Here is a 24120-nt window from a genome sequence, read left to right on the forward strand (position 1 = left end):
TCAGATTCGAGAATTTTTCAGGCCTTCAACCAACCTGTAGACGTCTACCAGAATGTGGTCTGCGTTCAGTGGGTCGGTCAGGTACTTATCCCGGTACTCCGTTTTTGCAACATCCCACAGGTTGTTTATCAATGCTTTCAAAGCGTCCTCCTGCAGTGTTCGCGGGACGGGAGCGCAATGACTGGCCAATTGCGTGCCTATCCGTGATGACCCCGCAAATGCGCCAGCGGCCCAGGCAGACCTGAGCTGATCCAACTTGCGACAAAGCGTCACCACGGTTTGTAAGTCGATGGACGTTCCGCCCTGCTGATCACGCTCCAGCAACAGCGTGCCTAATTGCTCGGCCTGTTCGAGCACATGGTTGAGGCGGTCCACATGCTTCACCGCCTGCGCCAGCGCCCTGCCTGATAGGCTGGGTGAAAAACTCACTGGGTCCTCGTCGATGGAAGGAGTGTTTCCCACCTGTTCAGGCAGTGGGCTGTCCCTGCCCATGGCTTGCCAGTAAGTCGGCGCAAGAGACGATGGCCGTCGTGATTCGAGCTGCCTGACCGAATCCGGATGCGTATCTTCGGCGTACATGCCCAACGTATCGACGTAGGTCTGGGCAGCACGTGCGCGCGGCTCCAAGGCAGGATCCTGCTCCGTGTAAGAGGGGGCCGCATGCGAGGTCCACGTCGTTGAGAGAGAGGGCAAATTGGCTGTTGGGCTTGGCATGAAGTTTTTCCGGTGCGGGCAGCGTTGGGCATCAAGGGAGGCGTTTTTTGCGTGCCGCAGTAGAGCGCGCCGGGTCATGGGCAAGCCATATAGAAAACCCTGATGGTTGCGTGCGAAAAGTCATGTAAGGGTGTGGGTTGGGACGTTCCCGTCAGGCTCAAACAGCCTGCCACCCTTGTATGAAGCGGTGGTTTTGCGGCTTTGAAATGGCTTGCCTCGTTCACAGCGACTGAAATCTGCGACAATTGCCACCCACGATCACGTCACCGCAGGCTCACCTGCCTCACTAGAAGACCTTTGCGTACCTGATGACTGACCAAGCACCCACTATCGACCAACTGCTCAAAACCCTCGACCACGCCATGCTCGCCGACCGCCACCGCTTGCGCCGGCAGTTGCTTGAGCTGCGCAAGAAGCCCGACGAGGAAAAGCTGGCGCAGTGGGTGGCGCGCATGCAGGCGTCCTGCGCACAGGTCACGGCGCGGCGCGCCAGCCTGCCGGTGATCCGCTATGACGACAGCCTGCCGATTGCGGCCAAGCGCGATGAAATCAAGGACGCGCTGCTCAAGCATCAGGTGCTGATCATTGCCGGTGAAACCGGTTCGGGTAAAACCACCCAGCTGCCGAAGATCTGCCTGGAGATCGGTCGTGGCCAGTTCGGTTTGATCGGCCACACCCAGCCGCGCCGGATCGCCGCGCGCAGTGTCGCCAGCCGCGTCGCTGAAGAACTCGCCACGCCGCTTGGCGCGCTGGTCGGCTATCAAGTCCGGTTTGAAGACCAAAGTGATTCCAATACCCTGATCAAGCTGATGACCGACGGCATCCTGCTGGCGGAAACCCAGAACGACCGTTACCTCGAACGCTACGACACGATCATCGTCGACGAAGCCCACGAACGCAGCCTGAACATCGACTTCCTGCTGGGTTACCTGAAGACCCTGCTGCCGCGCCGCCCGGACCTGAAGGTCATCATCACCTCGGCGACCATCGACCTGGAGCGTTTCTCCAAGCACTTCGACGATGCGCCGATTGTCGAGGTGTCGGGCCGCACCTTCCCGGTGGACACCTGGTATCGCCCGCTGACCCTGGAACAGGACGAGGAGGGCAACCGTGTCGAAGACGACTTGACGGTCGATCAGGCGATCCTCGCGACCCTCGACGAAATCGCCGCTTATGAGCGCAGCGAGCGGCGCAGCCCCGGCGATGTGCTGGTGTTCCTGCCGGGGGAGCGCGAGATTCGCGACGCTGCCGACATGTTGCGCAAGGCACAGCTCAAGCACACCGAAATCCTGCCGTTGTACGCGCGCCTGTCGCCGGCCGAACAGCAGCGCATCTTCCAGTCTCATCCGGGCCGGCGCGTGGTGCTGGCGACCAACGTCGCGGAAACCTCGCTGACCGTGCCGGGCATTCGTTATGTGATCGACAGCGGTACCGCACGCATCAGCCGCTACAGTTACCGCGCCAAGGTGCAGCGCCTGCCGATCGAAGCGATTTCCCAGGCCAGCGCCAACCAGCGTAAAGGCCGTTGCGGTCGGGTCGAGCCCGGCATCTGCATTCGCTTGTACAGCGAAGAAGACTTTATCGGCCGTCCGGAATTTACCGACCCTGAGATCCTGCGCACCAACCTCGCCGCCGTGATCCTGCAGATGCTGCACCTGCGCCTCGGCGAAATCACCGATTTCCCATTTATCGAACCGCCGGACGGCAAGGCCATCAGTGATGGTTTCAACCTGCTGCAAGAGCTTTCGGCAGTGGACCGTAACAGCCAGCTCACCCCGTTGGGCCGCCAGCTGGCGCGCCTGCCGGTCGACCCGCGCATGGGCCGCATGTTGCTCGAAGCCGCCAAGCTCGGCAGTTTGCAGGAAGTGCTGATCGTCGCCAGCGCCATGTCGATCCAGGACCCGCGCGAGCGGCCGCCGGAGCGTCAACAGGCCGCCGACCAGGCCCACGCACAGTGGAAAGACCCGGATTCGGACTTCGCCGGTCTGGTCAATCTGTGGCGCGGCTTTGAAGAGCAACGCCAGGAACTGACCGCCAGCCCGTTGCGTAACTGGTGTCGCAAGAACTTCCTCAACTACCTGCGCCTGCGCGAGTGGCGCGACTCCCATCGCCAGTTGAGCCTGATTTGCCGCGACATGCAGCTGACCGTCAATAAAGAGCCGGCGGACTTCCCGAAACTGCACAAGGCGGTGCTGTCCGGCCTGCTCAGCCAGATCGGCCAGAAGACCGAAGACGGCGATTACCTCGGCGCACGTCAGCGGCGTTTCTGGATTCACCCGTCCTCGGGCATCGGCAAAAAGCGCCCGCAATGGTTGATGACTGCCGAACTGGTGGAAACCACCAAGCTGTATGCGCGCATGGTCGCCAAGATCGACGCGGACTGGATCGAGCCGCTGGCCGGGCACCTGATCAAGAAAAACCACTTCGAACCGCACTGGGAGAAGAAGCGCGGCCAAGTCGTGGCCTTTGAGCAGATCACCCTGTTCGGCCTGATTGTGGTCGGCCGCCGGCCGGTGCATTACGGGCCGATTGACCCGGTGGTGTCGCGCGAGCTGTTTATCCGCGAAGGCCTGGTGCGTGGCGAGATCCAGTCGCGAGCCAAATGCCTCACGGCCAACCAGCAGTTGCTGGAACAGCTCGACGAACTCGAAGCCAAGGCGCGTCGTCGCGACATCCTGGCGGATGAAGAAACCCTGTTCGCCTTCTACGATGCGCGCTTGCCGGCGGAGATTCACCAGACCGCGACCTTCGACAGTTGGTACAAGGTCAACAGCCAGAAAGACCCGCAACTGCTGATCATGCGCGAGGAAGATGTGCTGGCCCGCGAAGCCAGTGAAGTCACCGCCGCGCATTACCCGGACACCCTGCACCTGGGCGACCTGGAACTGGCCTTGAGTTACCACTTCGAACCCAACCACCCGCGTGACGGCGTGACCCTGCGCGTGCCGGCTCCGTTGCTGCCGGCCCTGCCGCCGGAGCGCCTGGAGTGGCTGGTGCCGGGGGTGATCGAAGCCAAATGCATCGCCCTGGTGCGCAACCTGCCCAAGGCGCTGCGCAAGAATTTCGTGCCGGTGCCGGACTTCGTCAAGGCCGCCCTGCAACGGATCGAGTTCGGCCAGGGCTCGTTGCCCCAGGCGCTGGGCCGTGAATTGCTGCGCATGACAGGGGCGCGGGTCAGCGATGAAGCCTGGGCCGAAGCCGCGCAGCAGGTCGAAAACCACCTGAAGATGAACCTGGAAGTGGTCGACGGCGAGGGCAAGTTCCTCGGCGAAGGCCGCGACCTGGCTGAACTGACGGCGCGCTTCGCCGAGGCCAGCCAGGCCGCGTTGGCCGTGCCGCAAACCGCGAAAAGCCAGCAGCCGGTCGAGGCCAAAGTGTTTGCGGCGGTGGCGGAAAAGACTCAGCAGAAGATCGCCGGGCTGTCGATGACGGTGTACCCAGCACTGGTGGAAGACAACGGCACGGTCAAGGAAGGGCGCTTCTCCACCGCCGCCGAGGCTGAATTCCAGCATCGCCGCGCCTTACAACGCTTGCTGATGCAGCAACTGGCGGAACCGGCGAAGTTCCTGCGTGGCAAATTACCGGGTCTGACCGAATTGGGGCTGATGTACCGCGAACTGGGGCGCATCGATGCGCTGGTGGAAGACATCCTGTTGGCCAGCCTCGACACCTGCGTACTCGAAGGCGAAGCCAGCCTGCCGCGTGATGGCGCCGGTTTGGCGGCCTTGGCCGAGCGTAAGCGTGGCAGTTGGACCGAACACGCCGAGCGTTTAGCGCGCCTGACCCTGGAGGTGCTGAAACTCTGGCACGGCCTGCAAAAACGCTTCAAAGGCAAGATCGACCTGGCCCAGGCCGTGGCCCTGAACGATATCAAGCAGCAACTGAGCAACCTGGTGTATCCCGGTTTTGTGCGGGAAACCCCGGCGCAGTGGTTCAAGGAGTTGCCGCGTTACCTCAAGGCCATCGAATTGCGCCTGGAGAAACTGCCGAGCCAGGTGCAAAAAGACCGGGTATGGAGTGGCGAGCTGAGTGGCTTGTGGACGCAGTACGAAAACCGCCTGAAAAAACACGCCCAAGAAGGCAAGCGCGATCCCCAGCTGGAGCTTTACCGCTGGTGGTTGGAGGAATATCGGGTGTCGTTGTTTGGCCAGCAGTTGGGGACCAAGGTGCCGATTTCCGACAAGCGTCTGAGCAAACACTGGAGTCTGGTAGAGGCCTGATATTTACACGGTTTCCAGGTCAATACAGGTCCAGTGTGGGAGGGGGCTTGCCCCCGATTGCGGTCTGTCAGTAAAGGATGTGTTGACTGGCCCACCGCTATCGGGGGCAAGCCCCCTCCCACAGATAGCGCCAAATTTCGAGGTTTGTGGCAAACTTCGCGGTTATAAATGCCGGGATCGTCGTGAAGGGCTGCGGCGCGATGGAATAAAGCGACGCCAGTTTGATGTCCGCTGGGCGGCATTGGACTACTTACAGTTTGGTACGACGGTACCAATATCTTCTGCCTGACAGATTTAGAGGAACGACCGTGCATAAAGTCGTCATCAGCGGCACTGGCCTGTACACCCCGGCCAACAGCATCTCCAACGAAGAGCTGGTGCAGTCTTTCAATGCTTACGTGCATCAGTTCAACAGCGATAACGCCGCCGCCATCGAGCGCGGTGACGTGCAGCCGCTGACCGAATCCAGCGCGGCCTTCATCGAGAAAGCCTCGGGCATCAAGAGTCGCTTCGTGATGGACAAAGACGGCATTCTCGACCCGCAGCGCATGGCCCCGCGCCTGCCCGAGCGCAGCAACGACGAGTGGTCGGTGCTCTGCCAGATGGCCGTCGGCGCCGCCGAGCAAGCCCTGCAACGCGCCGGCAAGACTGCCGCCGACATCGACGGTGTGATCGTCGCCTGCTCCAACCTGCAACGCGCTTACCCGGCCATCGCCATTGAAGTCCAGGAAGCCTTGGGCATCGAAGGGTTTGGCTTTGACATGAACGTGGCCTGTTCTTCGGCCACCTTCGGCATCCAGAACGCCGCCAATAGCATCCAATTGGGCCAGGCGCGGGCGATCCTGATGGTCAACCCGGAAGTCTGCACCGGGCATCTGAACTTCCGCGACCGTGACAGCCACTTCATCTTTGGTGATGCGGCCACTGCCGTGGTGCTGGAGCGCGCCGACCTGGCGACCTCCGAGCATCAGTTCGACGTGGTGAGCACCAAGTTGCTGACCAAGTTCTCCAATAACATCCGCAACAACTTCGGCTTTCTCAACCGCGCCGCGGAAGAGGGCGTCGGCGCGCCGGACAAGCTGTTCGTGCAGGAAGGCCGCAAGGTGTTCCGTGACGTATGCCCGATGGTGGCGGAATTGATCGGCGTGCACTTGGAAGAGAACCAGTTGAACGTGGCCGATGTGAAGCGCTTCTGGCTGCACCAGGCCAACCTGAGCATGAACCACCTGATCGTGAAAAAACTGCTGGGCCGCGAAGCCTCGGTGGAAGAAGCGCCGGTGATCCTCGATACCTACGCCAACACCAGCTCGGCGGGTTCGGTGATTGCGTTTCACACCTACCAGGATGATTTGCCCAAGGGCTCCGTGGCAGTGCTCAGTTCGTTTGGTGCGGGCTATTCGATCGGCAGCGTGATCCTGCGCAAGCGCTGATTGGTCGGTCGAACGCGGTCAAATGTGGGAGCAGGCTTGCCTGCGATAGCATCACTGCGGTGTGACTGATACACCAAGGTGTCTGCATCGCAGGCAAGCCTGCTCCCACAGGAATCGGGTTTCCACGGTGGAATCGAGGTAGACATGGCAGCAGCGGACGACGCGCACCTGCTTGAACGCCTGCTCAAGGGTGAGCAGCGGGCCTACAAGGAATTGGTCACCACCTACCAGAGCGCCATGCGGGCGGTGGCCTATGCCATCGTCGGCCAGCGCCACGCCGACGAAGTCGTGCAGGACGCCTGGCTGTCGGTGGTACGCAACCTGGCCAAGTTCGAAGGGCGCTCCAGCCTCAAGACCTGGCTGCTGACCATCACCGCCAACGCCGCCAAGGGCCGCTACAAGCAGAACCGTCGTGAGGTGTTGCTCGACGATTTGCCTTCGCCCCATGGCACCATCGGTGACGAGCGCTTTTCCCCGGACGATGGCCACTGGGCCGTCGCCCCCTACGCCTGGCATCAAGACACCCCGGAAGCGCTGCTGACCGAAGATGAACTGCGCCAATGCCTGGAGCATACGTTGCTGAGCCTGTCGGAGTTGCAAAGCAGCGTGCTGGTGCTGCGTGAGCGCCAGGGCCTCGAGCTGGAAGAGATCTGTAATCTTCTGACGCTGTCGCTCTCCAATGTCCGTGTGCTGTTGCATCGGGCGCGGCTTAAAGTCTTCGCCTCGGTGGAGCATTTTGAGGAAACGGGCGAATGTTGACCTGTAAAGAGCAAGTGGCACGTTCCAGTGATTACCTCGATGGGCAATTGACCTTTCGCGAGCGTCTGCTGGTGCGTCATCACTTGATGTTCTGCCCGAACTGCCGTCGGTTTATCCGCCAGATGCGCCTGCTGCAGGCGACGCTGAAGATTATGCCGGATGAGCCGGTAGAGGGTGTGGATGCCCTGGCGCAGCGGCTGGCTGCCGAGCGGCTCAAGGATCACAAAGGCGGGGAATAAGCAGGCTCGCGTGGTTGAATCGGACGGATGATGGGGACCGATCCACCCACGCAAGGCTGTAGAGCCACCTCGGGCCGTCCTGGCCCAAGGCTTATGACGCGTGCAGTTAGAACTTGGCTTCTGCGTCCAGCTGGAAGGTGTTGGCTTTCGCGCTACGGTCCACGAGTGTGCGGCTGTAGGTGTCGGTCTTGGTCAGGAAGTAGGTGGCGCCGATGGCGAAGTTCTTGTCGATGTCATAGCCGACTTTGAACTTGTGGCCACGGGAGCCGGTGAAGCCGCCGCCGAAGTCCGAGTCGGTAAAGGCACCCACTACGGCGTTTTTCTCTACGTCGCGATAGTTGTAGTCCAGGTTGAAGCCGAACACCTTGGACTTGGCACCCAACAACCAGGCAGTGTCGGCATCGTCGATAGCGTCGTTGTTTTTTACGTACTGGCCGTAGAACGCCAGAGGCACTGCCAGGCCGCCGATATCGACTTGGCTGAAACCTTCATACAAGCGGAACTCGCCGTTTGGCGTGTTGCCGTTGGTCGCCAGTACGTTCGGGGTGCTGGTCCCGGAGGCACGGCTGTCTTCGTCGTTCTGGTAGGCGTAGATGCTGCCGCCCAGGGTCACTTTCAGGTTGTCGGTCACCGAGAAACGGGTGCCCAACTGGCCGGTGGTCAGGCGCAGGTCGTGGCGGTACTGCACGCCGTCGCCGTCCACGTTGTCCTTGAGGTTGTAGTTACCCAGGCTGCCGAACAGCTCGGCGCTGACACCCAGTGGGTACTTGTAGGTGACTGCCAGGCCTTCGGGGTTGATGTCGCTATCCCAAATCACGTCGCCCATGTTGACCCACGGCTGCAGCATTTTGCCGCCAATGATGTGCAGGTTCTTGATCTGGTCGGGGTGGTAGTCGATGTAGCCGAGGTCCAGCCAGATCGATTTTTTATCGAAGTAGCCGTCCAGGTCCTGGTTGGTGGAGCGCGCATCGCTGCCGCCGCCGGTGGCGATACGAATACCGGTGTCCACCTGCGGGTTGATCTCGGTGTAGGCGCCGAGGCGCGCGCGGATCCGTTCGCGATCTTTGTCACGGCCGGTGACGCCGGCGCGGGTGACGCCATTTTCGCCTTCGACCTTGATGGTCTCGTGGCGCATGCGCACATCACCCTTGAACTGAGTCTTGGCGGCCCAGGCCAGCTTCTGGTCGAAGCTGCTCAGCTCGTTGGTTTTTTTCGCGGTGGCCGCGATCTGTTCGTTGGTCTCTTGTTGAGCTTGCCGTGCGATCTGCTGTTCTTTCTGGTCTTTGGCCAATTCGCTTTGCAGTTCAGTGTACTGCGCAGCGGTGATCTGGCCGTTGGCCTTGAGCATGTCGAGCAATTTAGCGTCGACTGCAGCGCTGGCCGGAACGCTCAGGGCCAGTAACAGGCCGCCGCACAGGACCGCCGCAGTTTTAGTGGAAGCAAGACGCATATCAATCTCCGAAGGTGAGGAGGGATGGCAAACCATCCAGGACACAACCGACCGATGACGGACGGAACACATAACCACCTGATAGAACCAGGCGCTCTAAAAACAGGCGTCAGTATCACGATCGTTTATGACGCCGCAGTGGCTAAGTGATGTCATCTACATGACAAATTATTCATCTTCGGAACTATTGGTTTAGAGCCTTGTCGCGCGAATCGGGGGTGTGCGAAGGCCGGCGATCAGCGATACTCGCCAAGCTTTCACGCCCTGAAGTAGTGAGGATGCCGATGCCGTTGCAACGCCTGGACAGCCTGTCCGAAATCGCCCCGAAAGCCTGGGATTCGCTGGTGCCACAGGGCCAGCCGTTCGTGCGCCATGCGTTCCTGAGCGCGTTGGAAGACAGCGCCAGCCTGGGTCCGCAATCGGGCTGGCAACCGGAGCATCTGTTGCATTGGGAGGGCGATCGACTGGTGGCGGCGTTACCCAGTTATCGCAAGTGGCATTCCTACGGCGAGTACGTGTTTGATCACGGTTGGGCCGATGCCTGTGAGCGGGCCGGTATCGATTACTACCCCAAGCTGCTGACGGCGGTGCCGTTCAGTCCCGTGGGTGGCCCACGCCTGTTGGCGGCCCGTGCCGAGGACGGTTTCGAGCTGCTCAAAAGCCTGCCGGGTTACCTGGAAATCGAAGGGCTCTCCAGTGCCCACATCAACTTCACCGATGACCTGGCCGATGAGGCACTGGCCCAACAACCTGGCTGGTTGCAGCGCTTGGGGTGTCAGTTTCACTGGCAGAACCGCGGCTACCGCGACTTCCAGGACTTCCTCGACGCCTTGAGTTCACGCAAGCGCAAACAAATGCGCAAAGAGCGTGAACAAGTGGCGGGGCAGGGGATCGACTTCGAGTGGCTGCAAGGCCATGAACTGAGCGAAGCCCAGTGGGATTTCGTCTACGCCTGCTACGCCAACACCTACGCCGTGCGCCGCCAATCGCCTTACCTGACTCGCGCGTTTTTCAGCCTGTTGGCCGAGCGCATGCCCGAATCGATCCGCGTGGTGCTGGCCAAACAAGGCACACGCCCGGTGGCCATGGCCTTCAGCCTGATCGGCGGCGACAGCTTCTATGGCCGCTACTGGGGCTGCCTGGCAGAGTTCGATCGCCTGCACTTCGAAACCTGCTTCTACCAGGGCATGGACTACGCCATCGCCCACGGCCTGCAACGCTTCGACGCGGGGGCACAGGGCGAGCACAAATTGATTCGCGGGTTTGAACCGGTGATTACGCGCTCGTGGCACTACCTGCGTCATCCGGGGTTGAAGAACGCCGTGGAGGATTTCCTTGAGCGCGAGCGGGTGGGGATTGTGGCGTATGCCGAAGAGGCGAGGGCAGCCCTGCCTTATCGGCAGGTGTAAAGGGCGTGCTATATCCTGTTGTGCGCGCGAGTGATTCTGCTGCATAGATGGGCAGCAGAGTCCGTCGGTGAGGGAACCGTGGATGACACGTCGAAGAAAGGGCAGGTGGTATTTGTGGTGAGCGGGCTTGCCCCGCGCTGGGTTGCGAAGCGACCCTGACCAGGGCACTGCACTCTTGCAGGCAAACTGCAGTGGCAGGGGTTGGGGCTGCTGCGCAGCCCAGCGCGGGGCAAGCCTGTTCACCACAGTAAGCCTGTTCACCACAGCAAGCCTGCTCCCCCATTTAGAAAGCCGTGGCATCAATCGATGCCGACAAAACCCCCGGTCTGGTGCTGCCATAACCGTGCATACAACCCGCCGTGCTCCAGCAATTCGGCGTGGCTGCCGCTCTCGGCAATCTGGCCTTTCTCCAGCACCACCAGGCGGTCCATCCGTGCAATGGTCGACAAGCGGTGCGCAATCGCGATCACTGTCTTACCCTGCATCAGGGTCTCCAGGCTTTCCTGGATCGCGGCTTCCACTTCCGAGTCCAGCGCCGAGGTGGCTTCGTCCATGATCAGGATCGGCGCGTCCTTGAGCAGCACGCGGGCGATGGCAATGCGTTGACGCTGCCCGCCGGAGAGTTTTACCCCGCGCTCGCCCACGTGTGCGTCCATCCCGGTACGGCCTTCGGCGTCCGACAGCAGCGGAATGAACTCATCGGCGCGCGCCTTGTGCACCGCCGCCCAGAGCTCTTCCTCGGTTGCATCCGGCTTGCCGTACAGCAAGTTGTCGCGGATCGAACGGTGCAGCAGCGAGGTGTCCTGGGTGATCATGCCGATTTGCTCGCGCAGTGTTTCCTGGGCGACCTCTGCAATGTTCTGGCCGTCGATCAGGATGCGCCCGCCTTGCAGGTCATAGAGACGCAGCAGCAGGTTGACCAGGGTCGACTTGCCCGCACCGGACGGGCCGATCAGGCCGATTTTTTCACCGGCCTTGATCTCAAGGTTGAGGCCGCCAATGATCCCGCTCTTCTTGCCGTAGTGGAAATCCACCTGCTCAAAGCGCACTTCGCCATGGGGGACGCTCAGGCGCGGGGCGTTGTCGCGGTCGATCACGGCCAGCGGCTGGGCGATGGTTTTCAGACCGTCCTGCACGATGCCGATGTTTTCGAAAATGCCGTTGACCACCCACATGATCCAACCGGACATGTTGACGATGCGAATCACCAACCCTGTGGCCAGGGCGATGGCGCCCACGGTAATCAGCGACTGGGTCCACAGCCACAACGCAAGGCCGGTGGTGGTGACGATCAGCAGGCCGTTCAGGACCGTGATCACCGCATCCATGCTGGTGAGCACGCGTGCGGCCAATTGGGTCTTTTCGGTCTGCTCGATGATCGCTTCCTTGGCGTACTCCTGCTCATTCTGCGTATGGGCGAACAGTTTCAAGGTGGTGATGTTGGTGTAGCCGTCGACGATACGCCCCATGAGTTTGGAGCGTGCTTCGGAGGAGATCACCGAACGTTCCTTGACCCGCGGCACGAAGTAACGCAAGGCCAGGCAGTAACCAACGATCCACGTGATCAACGGAATCATCAGCCGCCAGTCGGCTTCTGCAAACAACACCAGGGAGGTGATCGCGTAGATCGACACGTGCCAGATGGCTTCCGCCGTCGCTACCGCCGAGTCACGCAACGAGTTACCGGTTTGCATGATGCGTTGGGCAATACGTCCGGCGAAATCGTTCTGGAAGAAGTTCAGGCTCTGCTTGAGCACGTAGCTGTGGTTCTGCCAGCGGATCAGGCTGGTCATGCCAGGGTTGATGGTCTGGTGCACCAGCAAGTCATGCAGGCCGTTGAAAATCGGACGCAGTAGCAGGGCGACCACGGCCATCCAGATCAGCTCAGTGCTGTGGATCTGGAAGAAGTTCGCCGGTGGCGTGCCCTGGGCCAGGTCGATGATGCGGCTGAGGTAGCTGAACAGCGCCACTTCGATCAGGGCGCCGACCAGGCCCACCACCAGCAACGCGGCGAAGCACGGCCACACTTGGCGCAGGTAGAAGAGATAGAAGGGCAGGACTTTATCGGGAGGAGCGGCGCCAGGGGCATCGCGGAAAATATCGATCAGTTGTTCAAAACGACGATAGAGCATTAGGGTTGACGCCCGCCGCGCGGGCTCTCCTGTTCAAATGCGCGCGCGGCCTTGTGGGCTGCGCGCGGAACTACCTGCTATCTCAGTCGATGCGCTTGGCCGACTTGATGTACACAGGATCGATTGGCACGTTCTGCATGCCCTGCTTGGTGGTGGTCTGCGAGTTGACGATCACATCAACGACGTCCATGCCCTTGACCACTTTGGCGAATACCGCGTAACCGCGATCACGGCCTGGGTCGAGGAAGGCATTGTCGGCCACGTTGATGAAGAACTGGCTGGTGGCCGAATCCGGGTCACTGGTACGCGCCATGGACAGGGTGCCACGTACGTTATGCAGGCCGTTGTTGGCTTCGTTCTTGATCGGTGCATCAGTGGGTTTTTGTGTCATTGCCTGGGTGAAACCGCCGCCCTGGACCATGAAGCCTGGGATCACGCGGTGGAAAATCGTGTTGGTGTAGAAGCCTTTATCGACATAGGCCAGGAAGTTCTTGGTGCTGATCGGCGCCTTGACCGGGTCCAGTTCGATCTCGATGTCACCGTTGGTGGTAGTGATCAATACGTGGGGCGCCTTGGCCGGCTGGGCCGCCATCAGGTTAGCAGCGAACAAAACAGAACCGGCAAAGAAGGCGATTTTTTTCAGCATGGGTCAGTGATCCTGGGTAGTGGTTTCGACTGTCTTTAGAAAATCGAGCAGGGTTGCGTTAAAGACTTCGGGTTGATCCAAGGGCGTGGCATGGCGGGAATCTTCGATCACCACCAGTCGCGCATCGGGCAGCAGTTTTACATAGTTTTCTTTCTGCGCCACGGGGGTGTAGTCGTGGTCGGCGCTGATGACCAGGGTTGGACAGGTTATCCTCGAAAGTCGTTCCTGCACGCCCCAGCCCACAATCGCATCGAAGCTGGCGAGATAAGCACGTTTGTCGTTTTTTGCCCAGCGCTCGGCCATCTTGCGGCGCAGGTCGGCCTGGTGCGGTTTGGGGAATAGCCGTTCACCCAGCGCATTGCCGATGGTGGCCAGGCTGAGCACCCGCGCGAGGGTCCAGCGCTTGGCCCACTGCCAATAGTCGTCGGCACTGCGCACCTTGACCTCGGGCGCGCTATTGACGATGCACAGGCTTCTAACGAGCGCAGGCTCGTCCACGGCCAATTGGAAGGCGATCATGCCGCCCATCGACAGGCCCACCACATGCGCCGGCGGCAGGTGCAGGTGCTCGATAAGGGCGAGCACGTCGTGGGTGAACCCTTGGATGCTGTAGCGTTCGCGCGGTTTATCCGAGCGCCCGTGGCCACGCACATCCACCACGATCAGGCGGTAATGCCTGGCCAGTACCGGAACCTGCAACTCCCAATCCTGGCTGCTGGAACCCAGGCCGTGGATCAGGATCAGCGGCGTGCCGTGGCCGTATTCCTCGTAGTGCAGGCTGCAGCCTTCGTGGTCGAACCAGGCCATCGGTGAACTCCGTTTCAGGCCTGCCGGGGCGCGGCGAAAGGCGCGTCCAGCGGGGCGGTGTCAAAGGTGCGCAGCAGTTCCACGAGGATCTGCGTCGCCGGCCCCAAGGGTTTGTCCTTGTTGGAATACAGGTAGAACGTGGGGTGGCGGCTGCCGCCCTGTTCCAAGGGTAGCTGCTTGAGCACCCCCTCGGCGAGTTCGCGTTCGATCATGTGCCGAGGCAACCAGGCGAAGCCCAGGCCGCTGCCCACAAAGGCGGCGGCGGTGGCCAGGCTGCCGACTGTCCAGCGCTGTTCGGCACCGAGCCAGCCGACGTCGCGCGGTTGCTGGCGGCCGGAGTCGCGGATCACCACCTGCATCTGGCTTTCCAGGTCCTGGAAGCTCAGTTCGCGGTGCATGCGGTGCAAGGCATGTTCGGGATGGGCCACGGCGACAAACTCTACGTCGCTCATTTCCGTGCCCAGGTAACCGGGGATGCTGAAGCCGCAGATCGCCAGGTCGGCGACGCCCTCAATCAACAACTCCTCAACGCCCGACAACACCTCTTCACGCAGGCGCACCCGGCAACCACGGCTTTGCGGCATGAACGCGGTGAGCGCGCGCACCAGGCGTGCGTTCGGATACGCCGCGTCCACCACCAAGCGTACTTCGGCTTCCCAGCCCTGCTCCATATGGTGGGCGAGGTCTTCCAGTTGGCTGGCGTTTTTTACCAATTGCCGGGAGCGGCGCAGCAGCACTTCACCGGCGTCGGTGAGGACCGCCTTGCGCCCATCGATGCGCAGCAGCGGCACGCCGAGCTGGTCTTGCATGCGGGCCACGGTGTAGCTCACCGAGGATTGCGAACGGTGCAGCGCTTCGGCCGCCTGGGCGAAGCCGCCATGGTCGACCACGGCTTGCAGCGTGCGCCATTGATCGAGGGTAACGCGGGGCGCTTTCAAGATGGGTTCCTCTTGTCCTAAGCTGGCGGTCCTTATTGGAGACTGCCGAATGAGAAAATTCTGTTGTGTGTTGCTGGCGCTGCTGCCGATGAGCGCGTTTGCCTACCCGATCGACGTGACTAAAAAGATCGACGGCGTGAGCATCGATTACACCGCCTCCGATGTGGACGGCGATATCAGTTCGATCCAACTCAATAACTACGGCACCCAGGACGCCGTCTGCTCGGTAATCTTCACCAACGGCCCGGAAGCGCCGCGTCGTAGAACGGTCACGGTGCCGGCAGGCAAAAGCACCAACACCACGGTCAAGTTCAACCGCGCCATTATCAAGATGCGCATTGCACTGACCTGCGCACCCAAGTAACGCTGCAGCGGAGCATGCCCACGGCGCACTCCGCCTATAAACAAATTTATAGATGGGTTATAGCAGTTTTTTGCGCTTTTTAATCGAATTGGCTCTGTTTAATCTTCACTCCATCGACTTACAGCAATTACAGATGGAGCCTACAACGCCATGTCCAATGTTCTGATCATCGAAAGCAGTGCCCGCCAGCAGGATTCGATCTCTCGCCAACTGACCCAGCAGTTCATCAGCCAATGGCAGGCCGCCCACCCGGCGGATCAGATCACCGTGCGTGACGTGGCCCTCAACCCGGTGCCGCACTTGGACGCCAACCTGCTCGGCGGCTGGATGAAGTCGGCGGATCAGCGCAATGGCCACGAACAGGCGTCCCTGGATCGCTCCAACGAATTGACCGACGAACTGTTGGCCGCCGACGTGCTGGTAATGGCCGCGCCGATGTACAACTTCGCCATCCCCAGCACCCTCAAGGCCTGGCTGGACCATGTGTTGCGAGCCGGCGTGACCTTCAAGTACACCGCCACCGGCCCTCAGGGTCTGCTCACCGGCAAGCGTGCCGTCGTGCTCACCGCTCGCGGCGGCATCCATACCGGTGCCAGCTCTGATCACCAGGAACCCTACCTGCGTCAGGTCATGGCGTTTATCGGGATTCACGATGTCACGTTCATTCACGCCGAAGGGGTGAATTTGAGCGGGGACTTCCAGGAGAAGGGCATCAACCACGCCAAGGCGCTGCTGGCACAGGTCGCTTGATCCTTTAATCGCCACATAATCGCGCAGTGTTTATATCGCTCCACGCAAACCCTTCAAGTACGCGTAACGAACCTCCCTTTGCACTTTTGCTCCTGAGTGCTACCGCCCGACTGACGCTTTAGCGAGGTCGGGTTTTTTTTACCCCGAGTTTCTTCACTCGCCGAAAACCTTTAATGTCCCGCCCATTCGAAATGAGGCGCGCATGGGCTACTTACTGGTTGTCACCCTGATTCAGGCATTTTCCTTCAGCTTGATCGGCGAATACCTCGCCGGTCACGTCGACAGTTACTTCGCGGTGCTGGTGCGTGTGTTGCTGGCCGGTCTGGTGTTTATCCCACTGACCCGCTGGCGCTCGGTAGAACCGGCGTTCATGCGGGGCATGCTGGTGATCGGCGCGCTGCAGTTTGGCGTGACCTACGTGTGCCTGTACCTGAGCTTTCGCGTGCTCACGGTGCCGGAGGTGTTGCTGTTCACCATCCTCACGCCGTTGCACGTGACCCTGATCGAAGACGCCCTGAACCGGCGCTTCAACCCTTGGGCGCTGATCGCCGCGCTGGTCGCGGTGGCGGGCGCGGCGGTGATCCGTTTCGACCAGATCACCCCGCACTTCCTCGGAGGCTTCCTGCTGTTGCAACTGGCCAACTTCACCTATGCCGCCGGGCAAGTGATGTACAAACATTTGGTGGCGCGTTACCCGAGCGACCTGCCGCACTACCGACGCTTCGGTTATTTCTACCTGGGCGCGTTGCTGGTGGTATTGCCGGCATTCCTGCTGTTCGGCAAAGCCAACTTCCTGCCTGAAGCGCCGCTGCAATGGGGTGTGTTGGTGTTCCTCGGGTTGGTCAGCACTGCGCTGGGCATGTACTGGTGGAACAAGGGGGCTTGCCTGGTGCAGGGCGGCACCCTGGCGGTGATGAACAACCTGCATGTGCCGGTGGGGTTGCTGCTGAACCTGCTGATCTGGAACCAGCACGAGCCGTTGGGGCGACTGGCATTGGGTGGGTTGGTGATTCTGGCGGCGGTGTGGATCAGTCGGTTGGGCGTGAAGGCGCCCAACCGCTCCGTGGTTTAGCCAGCGCGACTTTCAGGGGCCGGCAAATGACTGGCCCCCAACACCGCCGGCAACACCCCCGCGCGCAAGTCATTCCCACTCGGCTGCTGATACAAACTCAAGCCAAATTCCGGCAACACCGCGAGCAGGTAATCAAAAATGTCCCCCTGGATCCGCTCGTAATCCGCCCACGCCGTGGTGCGGGTAAAGCAGTAGATCTCCAGCGGCACGCCCTGGGCGGTGGTCTGCATCTGGCGCACCATGCAGGTCATGTTCGGCTGGATGTCCGGATGGCTTTTCAGGTAGGCCAGGGCATAGGCGCGAAAGGTGCCGAGGTTGGTCATGCGGCGGCGGTTGGCCGACAGCTGTGCGCTGTGGCCCTGGGCTTCGTTCCAGGCCTTGAGCTCAGCCTGCTTGCGCCCGATGTAGTCGGTGAGCAGGTGCACCTGGGTCATGCGCAGTTCTTCGTCGTCGCGCAGGAAGCGCACGCCGCTGGCGTCGATAAACAGGCTGCGCTTGATGCGCCGTCCGCCGGAGGCCTGCATGCCGCGCCAGTTCTTGAACGACTCGGACATCAGGCGCCAGGTAGGGATGGAGACGATGGTCTTGTCGAAGATCGACACCCGTGAGAGGGCCTTAAAATGGACATTCGAAAATATTTAAAAACAATCACTTACAGACAATCGCATCTGTCCATCTTTTTCCAGAAAAATGGACAGGGCAGGCAAGATCTCAACATTGATAGGGGAGAGCTGTGGTGTCTGGAAAACCACGTCTCTGGAGTAAATCCTGACCTTGCTTGCCCTTTCAGATCTACCTCGCTCCTGCCGCCTGAAAGCGTGAATTTTGGCACCAGCCTGGTGGGGCTGCTGATTCCCAATGCAAGATTCTCAGTTAGCTAATTGCCCAGTTGATGCATACGCCGCACCAGCCTTAATCTTTAAGCGTCTGATGCCACAACCGACGCAACGTAGATTCAGGCACCCCTAGATGTTTCGCTGCCTCACTCTGACTGAGCCCTTTCGCCTTCAGCTCTTGCACGGCCAACCATTTTCTCTTGGCTTCCAACACTCTAGACGGATCCATAACTTGTGGTTCGGTTGGCAGAAGAGTGTCCGCTAGCCCTAGGGATTCAGCCTCAGCCAGCGCAGCCAGGAGAGCTTCCCGCACTGTGCACTTCTCATGGGAGGCAGCAGCGAGTGCCAGCAAAGTAATTGGCTCTACTTTCAGCGCTGAGGCAAGTCGGGCACTCATTTCGATGGTCGCTGAGCTTCTACCGAGCTCTAGCTCGCTCACGTGGGCTTGTGTTAACGAGCCCGCGAGTTTTGCTTGAGACAAGCCTTTCCGAGTGCGAAGCAGTTGAACTACTGCTGCATAAGATTTCCGCAGCGACATTTCACTATCCCAATAAAAAGAGACGGTATGTCGTATTTGCCTACCGCCACACAAACAGATATATTTGTCGTCGTGGCGGTATTACGCCTCAGCCGCTAATTATTGAATATTGACAGAGAGGGGTTGGGCCGTGGATGGGATCATCGAAGACGGTCTGTTGGGCGATCCCGGTGTCAGCCTGATGGGTTCTGAGCACGGTCTTGAGGCAGCGATGCATGCAGCCAGAAAGCGCTACAAATGGATGCCACTCTGCGCCGTTGAGGAATGGATCATCCTGGACGCCGTCGTCACCGACGCGGAGCGAGCGAAAGTTACCGCTGCAGGCTGCCAGCCAATGTTTATGTTTGCCCACAAAGTTGTGGACGACGAGCAGAGGCGTTTCGAGCCAGGCCATTGGGTGCGCTCAAGCATGGGCACAGCTTTCAAGGAAGGCTATCTATTCGAAACACGCAACACGGTCTACGTCTTGCTCGGGCCAGGCCATCGTAAGTCTGCTTCTATCGAAGCGATTTTTTCCCTTTTCTGATAACCACCGGTTCTGCTGGGCAACTGACGGGCGCCAGCAGCTTGAGGCGACACATGTTCAGAACATTAGACAACGACCTGATAGGCGTCCCAGGAATGTTCGGGGAAGGCGTGTCTCATTGGCGTGGAGTCTCAAGGCTGCTCCGAACGCCTTGGTATCACTTAACCGTGAGCGTCGAAAACGAGGGGCGGCTCAGTGAGTGCGCGGTGATGATTGACGACACCCACCAGCTGCAAAAAATGTTGGTAAGCCAAGCTGCGGATTTAGCTATCACCGAGATTATGGCTGTGACGCCATCTTGGATGAATAAGTCCGGAGGCTGGCAGATGGAGCGGTTAATCAGAGTAACTGTAGGTGAGGACAGGTCTGGTTCTGAAATTTGCTTGCTGGAAGTGGCTAAGGGAGCGGTGTACCACACCTCACACCAGCGAGACTTCCAGATTGAAGCGCTGGAAAACCTGAGGCCTGTTTTTCTCTCGAGCATGATTCAGGGGCATTGAGATTACCGAAAATCCTGCAGGGTACCAACGCGTCTGGTTCCGTGCGGAACTCCTGATAACCCTTTGCGGAATAGCACCGGAGCGCAGTGATGCTCGACACGATAGACGTAAATTTCCACGGAAAACGCCACACGGATTTCGATCTCAAGCGAATCATTAAAGCCCAGGAGCAAGGCTTTGATGTGCCAGTGACCGCTTACCTCTGCGGTGTTTCCATCAGGTCACGAGCAGGTATCGGTGTGGTGTTTGGCCACAAACGTAAAGACCAGTATGGGCGGTTTGGTGATGGCCACCTAATCAGGACTTCTGACGTGTTGAAAGTCGAACGCGAGGGGAGGTTTTGGGTGATGACGACGGAGAACTCGCGGTACGTACTAGCGACGTTTCAGAGGGGTAATGGGCGTGCCAGTCTTCGTGACTTCCTGCGTCTCTCACAAGGGCAGCATCACATAACCCCGCGAGTGCTGCAGTGATTTTAGAGTGGAGGGAAAGCGCTAATTGCGGAGTTTAGAGCGTAGATGGCTTCGCCGGACGTTCACCGACATGTTTCCGAGGTATGCGTTGGGATGAGCTACTGAGCCTGCAGCATCGGGATACTTGCTATTGGGGACACTGCCAGAATTGATGTTTTCTGGTTGGTATTTTGAGAGGCAGACTTCGTTTGCTGACTCAAGCTCACCCCATCGGGTTCTCGAGGGGTTACCTTGGCCCCTTTGCCCGCCAGAATCATCGCAAGAATTAGAACGGTAAAGCCCACTAAAATTGGAAATGAGCCCAGCCAAAATTGGAAACGTCGGCGGCGCTGGTATGCGTCCATCTTTACTAGACCCTTTCAGCGATGGTGAGTATGTCTCGCTTCCTTGTACTTCCGTAGCCCAATGTAAATTCTACAGTCAATGATATCTAGCCCTTAAAAAGGGAGTGAGGCAGCAGTTCACATTGCTTCTGCTTTGGGCTTGACCCCTCCGGGGTACGGCTGGCGTGAACCAAACCCTGACTGCGCCAGGTTTTGGCCCTCCGGGCTTACATCCTCAAGCCTTTGGCCCGTCTGGCCGGAGCGCTCTGCTCGCACCTTTGGCCACAACGTGCGGCGTTATCTCGATGATTGTAGAAGCAAGCCTCACCTGCGTATTACTGCGCTAGAGGCTTTGTATTTTGACGCCGCATCAATCGGGGGCAGAGTACCGTGTTTTATATTAGGCCCGAGGAGACTTCACGCAGAACGCTTCTGGATGAGATCCAGCAGCAACTTGCCATCGGGCATGGGGGACATGGTGCGCAAGAATACGACGTTTTTCTGCACCGTTTTCTTGATCTCAGCGGCTGAAATTGGCTTGTCCAGGATGGTGAAATCCATCAGTCGTTGAAAGTGGCACTCTTCGAGATAGCCGTGATGCTCACGCTTTTCAGTTTCACCAGTGCCTTGGCCGAATGCGACGATTCCTTTGCCATTCTCGTACAAGAAGACCACATCACCTTTCTGTATACGGTCAATGTTGTGCTTCCAGGGGCTATAAAAGGCTGCTGCGCTACCCTCGCTGAGCATGCGGTCATGGTCTTCCAATGAGTGACGCTTGTTCGTATTTAGAAGGTGGAAGCTCGATGGTTCGAGTGACTCGATGTCTACCGCCGCTTGCTCTTCGTCATCAAGCTTAAGAGCAACCTTAGCGGCTTCAACCCCCTTCTCAAGCAGTTTAAGCATTGTCTCCTGGCGACTCAGATCAAGCTGATCAGCTAAACCTTCGATGAAGGAGTAAAGCTCCTTGGGCATGCGGATAGATGCGGACGCTAGGTCGTTCTTCGTCTTCGCGGCGTTTTCGATGAGCGAAATAATGTCGTTCATGGGATGGATCTCCTGGCAGATGCGGTAGAGCATCCCATGGTATAAAAATAAAATCAAATGATGCTTTTTTAAAAAAGCAAAAAAAAGAAGCGAAAAAAAGTAAGCCAGGCGCTCCGATTTCATGCCCGCTTGAACACGCTGACCAGAGATCCTTCCATCGGACAGGTGATCCTGGATGGGGCATACGGAAGCCAATCGCTCCTTATAGGTGTATATTCATACAGTGATCATGTTATGCCCAGCGGAGGGCGCTGGCATAACGCTGGAAAGGTGCTTAGATCAATGCTTAATGTCATGTCGCCACCAGCAAGGAAGAGGATTTAACTTGGCCACTCTTACCGATAAAGAAATAGAAGCCCTGAAAATCGAGAACTTCATTTTTCACGTGGTGCATCATCGAGCTGATGATCCGATACTTTTTGACGATACTCCCTTGAGCACCTTCGAGCCGTTCTTCATTGACCGCATCAAAGAAACCCTCAAGGGCAATAAATTTTCTTTCGCTGAAATATCTCAAGTAAAGGCCAAATTGAATAGCTGGGAGAAGGGTGAGTCGAATTTTGTCGATATCTCCAAGAGCTTGGCGCGACAATTTCATCGCCTTGGCGATAAACGGATGAAGTCAGGCGTGTTGATTGTAATTGGCTTGGTTACAGGCGCTAAAAAGTTTTATTCTTTAATCAAGTATGACTCTGAAAAAGTTGTCACATTTGAAACCAAGGGCGCCCAGGCAATTCTTCAGGCAGTTACTAACAACTTTACTGAATCACCAAAAGCGTTGCAGAAATCAGCCCTTATTGATTTGGATTCCAAAGACTCAGAAGTAGTGATCATTGATAAAATGAGCCGCTCAGGAATCAGTGACTTCTTCAAGAAATTCCTGGGTGTAGAGCGTCTCCGGAACTCAAAGGAAATGACGGTAGATTTGGTTAAGGCAATCAAAAAAACTGTAAGGACACACCTGGGTGATCTACCGCCTGCTATCACATCAAAAGTCGCTGAGAAAGTCGTTGAGATTGCGAAAAAGCGTAAAGACTTTGAAGTCGACGAATTCTTCACAGATTTTTTTGGCATCAATGGCCAAGATGAAATTCGGGCGACCTTCGACAAAGAATTGGAAAGCCTAAATTTGACTGGTGAGGTGTTCTCCTATGATGAGGAAGAGTTACCTACCAATGAGGCAAAGAAATACGTAACAAGCGAAGGCATCACCATCAATATGCCTGCACGGGCAAAGGGAAGCTTAACTATCGAAAACGGAAAGGATGAAACTGTCATTACTATTCGTACAAGTCGCTTGCGTGAATCATGAAACAGCTAGCGCTGGAACTTCGCAGCTTCTTTGAGCGACTTGCGGCGTCGGGCGGTTCTGCGCAGATTGAGACTGCGCATATTGTTCGAATTGATGAAATAAGCATTATATCTTCTGAGTTTGTTCGAGAGTTGAAAGATCTTGCCCAGCGTGTTTGTTCTGATGGCATCGGAACGATAGAGCTTTTTGGAGAGGTTTCCGACAGCATCGAGATCAAGGATTTAGATTTGGAGGATGTAGAAAATGACAGACTAACACTAATCTTGGAGAAGCCAGCGGATGATGGTTGGTGTTATTTCCTCACTTTAAGAGGTTTCGAAAACTGGCTGAGAACAAATCAATTCTCAGCACAGACCTCACAGAAAAAAATGTGTGTATGGGTTGCAGGTGAAACCTTTGAGTTTTCCACTCATCAGTTTCTAGTTAAAGAAATGGGTGGAGATAAAAGTTTACCTGCCGCCACTCAACATCCTGAAAAGCCTTGGAAAATGGTACGGGATCTTACCCACTCCCTTACCCCACCGTCGCTTGAGCCATGGCTGCTAACCGCTGAGCCAATTACTGAAAGCGAACCTTTTACAGCCTGGAAACGCGTGGCGGTGGAAAAGCTTTCCTTTTGCTTGCCAGCCGAGATTCGCAAGGAAGATGATGAGACTCATGTAATATTTCGAGGCGGGCGCTCACTCCCTATAGCTATAGACCAGCCTATTAACTGGGCTGATATCAATTTTAAAACAATTCACGACACCTGCCAGTGGATTTACTCCACCCCTAGGGAGTCTGAAACGAAATTCCAACTTTTCAATAACCACATTGCTATCAACTGGAACATTGGGACGACGTGGCCCTCTGGCTCAATGCCACTCTTGAAAAATAGCCTCTCGGGGGCCAAGGAAGCGTTCGCCTTTCATCTCCAGGATCAGAGCAAGGAGGCTGTCAAAAGCCTGGGGGATCTGCGCAAGGGTTTGCAGGACGAGGTTAATAAGACACAAACCGCGACAAGGGATTTAATATCAGCTCTATGGCGTGATTTCGCGGTGGCGGGTGTTGTCTTAGCTCTCAAGACTCAGATAGCGACTACAGGCGTAGCGGATACAGCTACCACGATTCTGTATCTAGGCGTTTCTGTACTTCTCATATTGAGCATGGTTATCAACACTCTATCAACCTTGCGTTTTAACAGTCTTGCTGACAGCAGTAGAGAAGGATGGCGGAAGAAGATCTACAACTTTATGTCTGCCGACGACTGGAAGCGCTTGGTTGAAAAACCTATATCGTCCGGACGCACTGTTTACTGGCTTGCTTGGGCTGTGTGCTTCTGTCTATACGCAGCCATTGTCCACTACTTCCTATCGCTTGCGGCGCCTAGCTTTGTAGCGAATCACATCGATTATTATTTTTTCTACGCGTGGAACTACATCACTGCCTTTTTTTAATAAAACTATAAATACAACTACGATTAACTCTTTGTGGCAGCAGTGTTGCTGCACAGATATTTAGAAGCTATGCCAGGAACCGTCAGGGGCTTGCTTACGCATCAGAAGATAGTCTGGCTGAGGCAGAGGCTATAGCCATCACTGTCCGCATTCCGTTGCTCGCCCGTAATGTGCCCAAATAGGGTCATTAAGCCTAAAA

The 24120-nt window shown here is 57.8% G+C and carries 22 protein-coding genes and 1 pseudogene; 14 read left to right on the forward strand and 9 right to left on the reverse strand.

From position 1 onward, the window contains the following. Positions 1 to 627 carry a hypothetical protein gene (locus tag BM403_RS15140; RefSeq protein ID WP_064052683.1) on the reverse strand — a complete coding sequence of 209 codons (627 nt, stop codon included), beginning with the start codon at positions 625 to 627 and terminating at the stop codon, positions 1 to 3. 395 nt (positions 628 to 1022) lie between these two features. Here BM403_RS15140 and hrpA point away from each other — a divergent pair, with 395 nt between their 5' ends. The 4 genes from hrpA to BM403_RS15165 all read left to right on the forward strand — a co-directional run bounded on the left by hrpA (position 1023) and on the right by BM403_RS15165 (position 7362). After that, positions 1023 to 4934, forward strand: coding sequence for an ATP-dependent RNA helicase HrpA (gene hrpA, locus BM403_RS15145; RefSeq protein ID WP_093543493.1), 3912 nt, complete (start codon positions 1023 to 1025; stop codon positions 4932 to 4934). A 308-nt stretch (positions 4935 to 5242) separates the two neighbouring features. Beyond that, on the forward strand, positions 5243 to 6364 hold the full coding sequence (locus tag BM403_RS15150) for a beta-ketoacyl-ACP synthase III (RefSeq protein WP_046035992.1): 1122 nt from the start codon (positions 5243 to 5245) through the stop codon (positions 6362 to 6364). A 144-nt stretch (positions 6365 to 6508) separates the two neighbouring features. Next, positions 6509 to 7123: an RNA polymerase sigma factor gene (locus BM403_RS15160; RefSeq protein WP_046035993.1), complete on the forward strand. Its 615-nt coding sequence runs from the start codon at positions 6509 to 6511 to the stop codon at positions 7121 to 7123. Then, entirely contained in the window at positions 7117 to 7362 is a 246-nt protein-coding gene (locus tag BM403_RS15165; RefSeq protein WP_015885283.1) for an anti-sigma factor family protein, read from the forward strand. Before BM403_RS15160 ends, BM403_RS15165 begins: the two co-directional genes overlap by 7 nt. A gap of 106 nt (positions 7363 to 7468) precedes the next feature. Here the strand turns inward: BM403_RS15165 and BM403_RS15170 are convergent, their stop codons facing one another. Next, positions 7469 to 8812, reverse strand: a complete 1344-nt coding sequence (locus BM403_RS15170) for a putative porin (protein WP_093543497.1) — start codon at positions 8810 to 8812, stop codon at positions 7469 to 7471. A gap of 284 nt (positions 8813 to 9096) precedes the next feature. On the opposite strand from BM403_RS15170, the gene BM403_RS15175 reads away from it, so the two are divergent. Further along, positions 9097 to 10221, forward strand: a complete 1125-nt coding sequence (locus BM403_RS15175; RefSeq protein WP_093543500.1) for a GNAT family N-acetyltransferase — start codon at positions 9097 to 9099, stop codon at positions 10219 to 10221. A gap of 299 nt (positions 10222 to 10520) precedes the next feature. Here BM403_RS15175 and BM403_RS15180 read toward each other — a convergent pair whose 3' ends face one another. From BM403_RS15180 to BM403_RS15195, 4 genes are all read right to left on the reverse strand, one after another. Continuing rightward, on the reverse strand, positions 10521 to 12353 hold the full coding sequence (locus tag BM403_RS15180; protein ID WP_046035995.1) for an ABC transporter ATP-binding protein: 1833 nt from the start codon (positions 12351 to 12353) through the stop codon (positions 10521 to 10523). 82 nt (positions 12354 to 12435) lie between these two features. Continuing rightward, positions 12436 to 12999 carry a peptidylprolyl isomerase A gene (locus tag BM403_RS15185; RefSeq protein WP_015885279.1) on the reverse strand — a complete coding sequence of 188 codons (564 nt, stop codon included), beginning with the start codon at positions 12997 to 12999 and terminating at the stop codon, positions 12436 to 12438. Between the two features lie 3 nt (positions 13000 to 13002). Then, positions 13003 to 13806: an alpha/beta fold hydrolase gene (locus BM403_RS15190; protein WP_015885278.1), complete on the reverse strand. Its 804-nt coding sequence runs from the start codon at positions 13804 to 13806 to the stop codon at positions 13003 to 13005. Positions 13807 to 13820: 14 nt separating this feature from the next. Then, positions 13821 to 14744, reverse strand: a complete 924-nt coding sequence (locus BM403_RS15195) for a PA3225 family LysR-type transcriptional regulator (protein WP_015885277.1) — start codon at positions 14742 to 14744, stop codon at positions 13821 to 13823. Between the two features lie 49 nt (positions 14745 to 14793). Here BM403_RS15195 and BM403_RS15200 point away from each other — a divergent pair, with 49 nt between their 5' ends. From BM403_RS15200 to BM403_RS15210, 3 genes are all read left to right on the forward strand, one after another. Further along, on the forward strand, positions 14794 to 15108 hold the full coding sequence (locus BM403_RS15200; protein ID WP_043205731.1) for a 3-phosphoglycerate kinase: 315 nt from the start codon (positions 14794 to 14796) through the stop codon (positions 15106 to 15108). 150 nt (positions 15109 to 15258) lie between these two features. Then, positions 15259 to 15858, forward strand: coding sequence for an FMN-dependent NADH-azoreductase (locus BM403_RS15205; protein WP_046035996.1), 600 nt, complete (start codon positions 15259 to 15261; stop codon positions 15856 to 15858). 202 nt (positions 15859 to 16060) lie between these two features. Then, positions 16061 to 16930: a carboxylate/amino acid/amine transporter gene (locus tag BM403_RS15210; RefSeq protein WP_015885274.1), complete on the forward strand. Its 870-nt coding sequence runs from the start codon at positions 16061 to 16063 to the stop codon at positions 16928 to 16930. Here BM403_RS15210 and BM403_RS15215 read toward each other — a convergent pair. Continuing rightward, positions 16927 to 17535 (reverse strand): annotated as a pseudogene (locus tag BM403_RS15215) (mechanosensitive ion channel family protein); the annotation flags it as partial. The gene BM403_RS15210 and the pseudogene BM403_RS15215 sit on opposite strands and share 4 nt — an antisense overlap. Positions 17536 to 17550: 15 nt before the next feature. On the opposite strand from BM403_RS15215, the gene BM403_RS31505 reads away from it, so the two are divergent. Beyond that, on the forward strand, positions 17551 to 17811 hold the full coding sequence (locus BM403_RS31505; protein ID WP_139237974.1) for a hypothetical protein: 261 nt from the start codon (positions 17551 to 17553) through the stop codon (positions 17809 to 17811). A 31-nt stretch (positions 17812 to 17842) separates the two neighbouring features. Here the strand turns inward: BM403_RS31505 and BM403_RS15220 are convergent, their stop codons facing one another. After that, entirely contained in the window at positions 17843 to 18304 is a 462-nt protein-coding gene (locus tag BM403_RS15220; RefSeq protein WP_092204637.1) for a helix-turn-helix domain-containing protein, read from the reverse strand. 130 nt (positions 18305 to 18434) lie between these two features. Here BM403_RS15220 and BM403_RS15225 point away from each other — a divergent pair, with 130 nt between their 5' ends. The 3 genes from BM403_RS15225 to BM403_RS15235 all read left to right on the forward strand — a co-directional run bounded on the left by BM403_RS15225 (position 18435) and on the right by BM403_RS15235 (position 19803). After that, a complete protein-coding gene (locus BM403_RS15225) occupies positions 18435 to 18830 on the forward strand; it encodes a DUF6957 family protein (RefSeq protein ID WP_093543503.1) in 396 nt (131 codons plus the stop codon). Between the two features lie 209 nt (positions 18831 to 19039). Next, entirely contained in the window at positions 19040 to 19330 is a 291-nt protein-coding gene (locus BM403_RS15230) for a hypothetical protein (protein ID WP_256577168.1), read from the forward strand. An 89-nt stretch (positions 19331 to 19419) separates the two neighbouring features. Continuing rightward, on the forward strand, positions 19420 to 19803 hold the full coding sequence (locus tag BM403_RS15235) for a hypothetical protein (protein WP_093543508.1): 384 nt from the start codon (positions 19420 to 19422) through the stop codon (positions 19801 to 19803). 740 nt (positions 19804 to 20543) lie between these two features. On the opposite strand, the gene BM403_RS15240 is transcribed toward BM403_RS15235, so the two are convergent. Further along, entirely contained in the window at positions 20544 to 21173 is a 630-nt protein-coding gene (locus BM403_RS15240) for a hypothetical protein (protein ID WP_093543793.1), read from the reverse strand. A 325-nt stretch (positions 21174 to 21498) separates the two neighbouring features. On the opposite strand from BM403_RS15240, the gene BM403_RS15245 reads away from it, so the two are divergent. Together BM403_RS15245 and BM403_RS15250 are read left to right on the forward strand one after the other, a co-directional pair. Further along, positions 21499 to 22485 (forward strand): nucleoid-associated protein, encoded by a 987-nt coding sequence (locus BM403_RS15245; RefSeq protein ID WP_175538077.1) that lies wholly within the window; start codon positions 21499 to 21501, stop codon positions 22483 to 22485. Beyond that, positions 22482 to 23921: a hypothetical protein gene (locus BM403_RS15250; RefSeq protein ID WP_093543514.1), complete on the forward strand. Its 1440-nt coding sequence runs from the start codon at positions 22482 to 22484 to the stop codon at positions 23919 to 23921. Before BM403_RS15245 ends, BM403_RS15250 begins: the two co-directional genes overlap by 4 nt. Positions 23922 to 24120: the final 199 nt, after the last annotated feature.

Origin of the sequence: Pseudomonas sp. OV546, from assembly GCF_900116845.1 — a bacterium.
GTDB classification, from domain to species: Bacteria; Pseudomonadota; Gammaproteobacteria; order Pseudomonadales; family Pseudomonadaceae; genus Aquipseudomonas; species Aquipseudomonas petroselini.

What these genes read in the sequence shown, in the direction of transcription:
- BM403_RS15165 (WP_015885283.1), top strand. Translation starts at nt 7,117, where the DNA reads ATGTTGACCTGTAAAGAGCAAGTGGCACGTTCCAGTGATTACCTCGAT.
- BM403_RS31505 (WP_139237974.1), top strand. Translation starts at nt 17,551, where the DNA reads ATGGACATTCGAAAATATTTAAAAACAATCACTTACAGACAATCGCAT.
- BM403_RS15200 (WP_043205731.1), top strand. Translation starts at nt 14,794, where the DNA reads ATGAGAAAATTCTGTTGTGTGTTGCTGGCGCTGCTGCCGATGAGCGCG.
- BM403_RS15205 (WP_046035996.1), top strand. Translation starts at nt 15,259, where the DNA reads ATGTCCAATGTTCTGATCATCGAAAGCAGTGCCCGCCAGCAGGATTCG.
- BM403_RS15235 (WP_093543508.1), top strand. Translation starts at nt 19,420, where the DNA reads ATGCTCGACACGATAGACGTAAATTTCCACGGAAAACGCCACACGGAT.
- BM403_RS15180 (WP_046035995.1), bottom strand. Translation starts at nt 12,353, where the DNA reads ATGCTCTATCGTCGTTTTGAACAACTGATCGATATTTTCCGCGATGCC.
- BM403_RS15250 (WP_093543514.1), top strand. Translation starts at nt 22,482, where the DNA reads ATGAAACAGCTAGCGCTGGAACTTCGCAGCTTCTTTGAGCGACTTGCG.
- BM403_RS15220 (WP_092204637.1), bottom strand. Translation starts at nt 18,304, where the DNA reads ATGTCGCTGCGGAAATCTTATGCAGCAGTAGTTCAACTGCTTCGCACT.
- BM403_RS15240 (WP_093543793.1), bottom strand. Translation starts at nt 21,173, where the DNA reads ATGAACGACATTATTTCGCTCATCGAAAACGCCGCGAAGACGAAGAAC.
- BM403_RS15175 (WP_093543500.1), top strand. Translation starts at nt 9,097, where the DNA reads ATGCCGTTGCAACGCCTGGACAGCCTGTCCGAAATCGCCCCGAAAGCC.
- BM403_RS15160 (WP_046035993.1), top strand. Translation starts at nt 6,509, where the DNA reads ATGGCAGCAGCGGACGACGCGCACCTGCTTGAACGCCTGCTCAAGGGT.
- BM403_RS15170 (WP_093543497.1), bottom strand. Translation starts at nt 8,812, where the DNA reads ATGCGTCTTGCTTCCACTAAAACTGCGGCGGTCCTGTGCGGCGGCCTG.
- BM403_RS15185 (WP_015885279.1), bottom strand. Translation starts at nt 12,999, where the DNA reads ATGCTGAAAAAAATCGCCTTCTTTGCCGGTTCTGTTTTGTTCGCTGCT.
- BM403_RS15230 (WP_256577168.1), top strand. Translation starts at nt 19,040, where the DNA reads ATGATTGACGACACCCACCAGCTGCAAAAAATGTTGGTAAGCCAAGCT.
- hrpA (WP_093543493.1), top strand. Translation starts at nt 1,023, where the DNA reads ATGACTGACCAAGCACCCACTATCGACCAACTGCTCAAAACCCTCGAC.
- BM403_RS15190 (WP_015885278.1), bottom strand. Translation starts at nt 13,806, where the DNA reads ATGGCCTGGTTCGACCACGAAGGCTGCAGCCTGCACTACGAGGAATAC.
- BM403_RS15210 (WP_015885274.1), top strand. Translation starts at nt 16,061, where the DNA reads ATGGGCTACTTACTGGTTGTCACCCTGATTCAGGCATTTTCCTTCAGC.